Source organism: Pelotomaculum sp. FP (genome assembly GCF_004369245.1).
In the GTDB taxonomy this organism is placed as follows: domain Bacteria; phylum Bacillota; class Desulfotomaculia; order Desulfotomaculales; family Pelotomaculaceae; genus Pelotomaculum_C; species Pelotomaculum_C schinkii.
Genome location: NZ_QFGB01000106.1, coordinates 1 through 4,593, shown reverse-complemented (window position 1 = coordinate 4,593; position 4,593 = coordinate 1). Strand labels below are relative to the sequence as shown.

The window sequence follows — 4,593 nt, the reverse complement described above, 5'->3', positions numbered from 1 at the left end:
TAAAACTGCCTGCCCTCAGAGAGCGGCCTGAAGATATACCTATTTTGATTGATTATTACTTAAAAAAACATTCTGTGGTCAATCACAAATTGATTGACAAAATTGCTCCTGAAGTCATGGCTATGCTCCTGCATTATCATTGGCCGGGAAATGTCCGGGAACTTAAAAACGTGGTGGAACGGTTGGTGGTTTTGGCAGATGACAGTGTGATTACGGCGCAGTATTTGCCATTAGTGATTAAGAATTTTAATCAAAAGCAAGGTGATAATAAAATCACGGCTAATTTTGAAACCTTGACACGGCTGGAAGAAGCCGTCATTGAAGCTGAACGGCGGACAATTATCAATGTTCTGACGCTTACCGGAAACAATAAGGCCAAAGCCGCCAAAATGCTCAGAATACCGCGCAGCACTCTTTATTATAAATTGCAGAAACTAAACATTGCCTATGATGGGCAAATTCATATTGATGATTTAACTACTTAATTAAATAAAAGGAAGGTGAAAATGACTATGTTCGCAGAACAGAAGATTAGAATTGAAGTTCTACAATCACAGTGTAAATTATACCAACCGGGAGATTGCATCACCATTGATGGTCCCATGATCGATTTTGACCGGACCGACCGTGTTTGTGTCACTGCCCTGCATGCGATATATCCTTTTATTTTTGCCATGCGCAAAGGAGTCAGCCCTGAAGCCATGGGGTTTGACGGAAAGGTTACAGTTCAGTGCCCGGATTATTGCGCACCGGTGATTTTCACTGTAAGTCCTTTTACGGAGTAGTGCTCTTAAGAGGGTTAGCATAGCTAAAAAGGTGTTACGATAATACCTCCTAGCGCGATTTGGGGGCTGCATATAAGTATAAGGAGGGAAAGTCAATGTCGCATAGTTTTGGCATTATTGCTGCTTCCATATTATACTTAACCGGGATGTTATGGATTGGGGTGAACTTTTCTAACAGAACTGAAAATGTTTCTGATTATATACTTGGCAGTCGTGGTCTGAATAAGTGGGTTACATCTCTTAGCGCTGAGGCATCTGATATGAGTGGCTGGTTGCTGCTTGGATTGCCGGGTTATGCGCATCTGTCAGGGATGGAGGCATCGTGGATTGCCTTGGGTCTTGCTCTCGGTACTTATGTAAACTGGAAATTTGTTGCCAAACGCCTGCGGAACTACACCCAAATTGCCAATGACTCTCTGACTTTGCCTGATTACCTGGAGAACCGGTTCAGGGATAGCTTAAAAATATTACGTAGTGTTGCTGCAGTTTTTATATTAATCTTCTTTCTGATTTATACATCTTCCGGGTTTGTTGCCGGAGGCAAACTGTTTAACACTGTTTTTGGTTTGCCTTATATCTGGTCAATGTTAATTGGAGCTGCAGTGGTTGTCACCTATACATTTTTGGGGGGCTTTATGGCTGTTTGCTGGACTGATTTTGTTCAGGGAATACTCATGTTTTTTGCTATCCTGATTGTTCCTATTACCGGTATGTTTCTGAGTGGTGGGCCGGCTGATACACTGGCTGCTTTGAAGAATATTAATCCTGAGCTTCTTAACCCGTTTACCAGCGTTGACGGAACAGCTCTTTCTCTCATCGCTGTTGTGTCTCTGATGGCCTGGGGCCTTGGTTACTTTGGCCAACCCCATATCCTGGTACGTTTTATGGCCATTCATTCGGCAGATGAGATCAAGCCGGCACGCCATATAGCAATGGTTTGGGTTATTCTGTCCCTAGCTGCCGCTGTTCTGGTTGGGATGGTTGGACGAGTCTATCTTCCTCAGACACTCGAGGGAGTAGCCAGTGAAACCGTGTTTATGGTTATGACGAATGATATTTTTGCATCTTTTATCGCCGGGATTATCTTATCAGCAATTCTGGCTGCTATTATGAGTACGGCATCTTCTCAATTGTTGGTTACTGCTTCAGCTATCAGTCAGGATTTTTATAAATCCTTGATTTGTAAAGAGGCAGGGGAGAAAGAGTTGGTCTCGATCAGTCGTTGGACGGTGATTGGCGTTGCGATTGTTGCTGGGCTCTTAGCCATTAAACCTGATAACCTGGTGCTGGATCTTGTAGCCTATGCCTGGGCTGGCTTTGGGGCAACCTTTGGTCCAACCCTGGTGATGTCTTTGTTCTGGAAGAGAATGACTAAATCCGGAGCTCTTGCTGGAATTATTGCAGGGGGTATTACGGTATTGGTTTGGAAACAATTAGCCCATTTTGGCGGCATCTTTGCATTATATGAAATAGTTCCCGGTTTTATAATGTCCGTTTTTGCCATTATTGTTGTTAGCATGATGAGTAAACAACCGTCTAAGGAAATTATGGATGAATTTGAGCGGGTTAATCGGGCAGGGCTTCGGTAGTCGAGAGAAATTCCTGGAAGAACAAATAAATCAAGGGGGAGACAAGGTGAGACTTTCCAAGATGTTTTTGCCTACATTACGTGAAATACCGACGGAAGCTGAAACCATCAGTCACAAACTAATGTTGCGTGCCGGTTTAGTCAGAAGGACAGCTGCCGGGGTTTACTCCTATTTGCCCATGGGTTACCGTGTTATCAGAAAGATTGAGCAGATCGTGCGGGAAGAAATGAACCGTCAGGGTGGTCAAGAATTCCTGCTGCCGGTCTTGAATCCGGCGGAATTATGGCAGCAGACCGGCCGCTGGGATGTCTACGGTGACGAACTTTTTAGGTTGTGTGACCGGCAGGGAAGGAATTATTGCCTTGGTCCGACGCATGAAGAAATTATCACCACGATTGCCCATAACGAGATTAACTCATACCGCCAACTACCGCAACTTTGGTATCAGATTCAAACGAAGTTTCGGGATGAAATTCGTCCACGTTTTGGCTTGATGCGGGCCCGTGAATTTATCATGAAAGACCTGTATTCCTTTGACCGGGATGAGGCCGGCTTACATGAAAGTTATATGAAAATGCATGAGGGATATACGAGAGCTTTCACGCGAGCCGGCTTGACCTTTCGTGTGGTTGAGGCTGACCCCGGTGCAATTGGCGGCAAGGGTGGTTCCCACGAATTCATGGTTATGGCGGATAACGGCGAAGCGGAAATTCTCTACTGTGATGGATGTGAATACGGCGCCAATGTTGAAAAAGCGGTGATTTTACCGACAAAGCATGAGGATATTGATTTCAGGCAATTGGCGGAAAGAGAACTGGTCTATACACCGAATTGCCGGACGATTGAAGATGTTGGACTGTATCTCCATCATACCGCGGATAAGGCTGTAAAATCGGTTATTTATGAAACGGAAAAAGAGGAATATCCTGTAGTCCTCGTTTTGGTGCGCGGTGACCATCAGGTTAACGAAATTAAAGTCAAGAACCTGCTTGACTGCCTCTACCTTAGTTTAGCCAGAGAGGAAGTTGTCAACCAGGTAACCGGAGCCGATGTGGGTTATGCCGGCCCAATCGGCCTCAAGGAAAAAATCAAGATTATCGCCGACCCTTGGGTGTATGACATCATAGACGGTGAATGCGGAGGCAATAAAACTGACCATCACTGGATACATATTACCCCACTTCGTGATTTTAAGAATCTTGATATTGAGGTGGCTGACGTCCGAATGGCGGCAAAGGGCGAACCGTGTCCGCGCTGTGGGAAAACACTGAATTCGGCGCGCGGCATTGAAGTCGGCCACATCTTTAAGCTGGGGACCAAATACAGTGAATCGCTGCATGCGATCTACACAGACGAGGACGGTAAGGAAAAGACGATTGCCATGGGTTGTTACGGGATTGGAATCGGCCGTACGATGGCAGCTGCCATTGAGCAAAATTATGATCAAAATGGGATTATCTGGCCGGCGCCGATCGCGCCCTATCACGTCATTATTACTCCGATCAGTATTAAAGAGCCCGAACAAAAGCAAATAGCCGAGGAAATCTATACCCGCTTAGGGAAAGCCGGCGTAGAAGTCATACTTGATGACCGTGATGAGCGACCGGGAGTCAAGTTCAAAGACGCAGATTTAATTGGAATTCCGCTCCGGATTACGGTTAGTCCGAAGTATCTGGCGGTAAACAAGGTGGAATTCAAAGTACGCAAGACCGGGGAAGCTTGCCTGGTCGATATTGACCGGGTGGTTGATGAAATTAATGCTTTCATTGAAGCCAACATGATTAAAATCTAAGTTAGAATCCTATAAATATTGGAAAAGCCCTTACAGGAGGGCTTTTCCAATATTGCAGAAATTGATGGGGTCTTCTTTTTGAAATAATGCGTAACAACAGTCAGCCAGAATTATCTGGTTAATTGTCGCTATAATTAGGAGGGAATCATGCATAATTGTCGAATATTGTCGATAGATTGAGAACGTATAATAGCCGCAAGTGCTCAAGCATTTCAACAAGCGGCCGGAATATATTCAAGCGAAGCGCTAGGCATCGCCCTCTTACCTGTACCGGAGTACTGAGATATGCGACAAGTGAGGAAGCCCAGCGGTAAAATGTCAAGCCCACTTTAAAAAAGAATTGGAAAAAATATTTCATTATGCGAGACAAAAGAATATAACAAACTAAGCCCAGAAAATTACAATATCTGGGTCTGAGAGGGTGGTC

4 protein-coding genes are annotated in these 4,593 nt (G+C 44.9%); all 4 read left to right on the top strand.

All coding sequences use genetic code 11. From position 1 onward, the window contains the following. Positions 1 to 44 precede the first annotated feature (44 nt). The 4 genes from Psfp_RS20660 to Psfp_RS20645 all read left to right on the top strand — a co-directional run bounded on the left by Psfp_RS20660 (position 45) and on the right by Psfp_RS20645 (position 4,166). On the top strand, positions 45 to 485 hold the full coding sequence (locus tag Psfp_RS20660; RefSeq protein WP_205079643.1) for a helix-turn-helix domain-containing protein: 441 nt from the start codon (positions 45 to 47) through the stop codon (positions 483 to 485). A gap of 21 nt (positions 486 to 506) precedes the next feature. Then, complete coding sequence (locus tag Psfp_RS20655) at positions 507 to 785, top strand: TIGR04076 family protein (RefSeq protein WP_134220397.1); 279 nt, start codon at positions 507 to 509, stop codon at positions 783 to 785. 95 nt (positions 786 to 880) lie between these two features. Further along, on the top strand, positions 881 to 2,374 hold the full coding sequence (putP, locus tag Psfp_RS20650; protein ID WP_134220396.1) for a sodium/proline symporter PutP: 1,494 nt from the start codon (positions 881 to 883) through the stop codon (positions 2,372 to 2,374). Between the two features lie 46 nt (positions 2,375 to 2,420). Next, complete coding sequence (locus Psfp_RS20645) at positions 2,421 to 4,166, top strand: proline--tRNA ligase (protein ID WP_134220395.1); 1,746 nt, start codon at positions 2,421 to 2,423, stop codon at positions 4,164 to 4,166. Positions 4,167 to 4,593 lie beyond the last annotated feature (427 nt).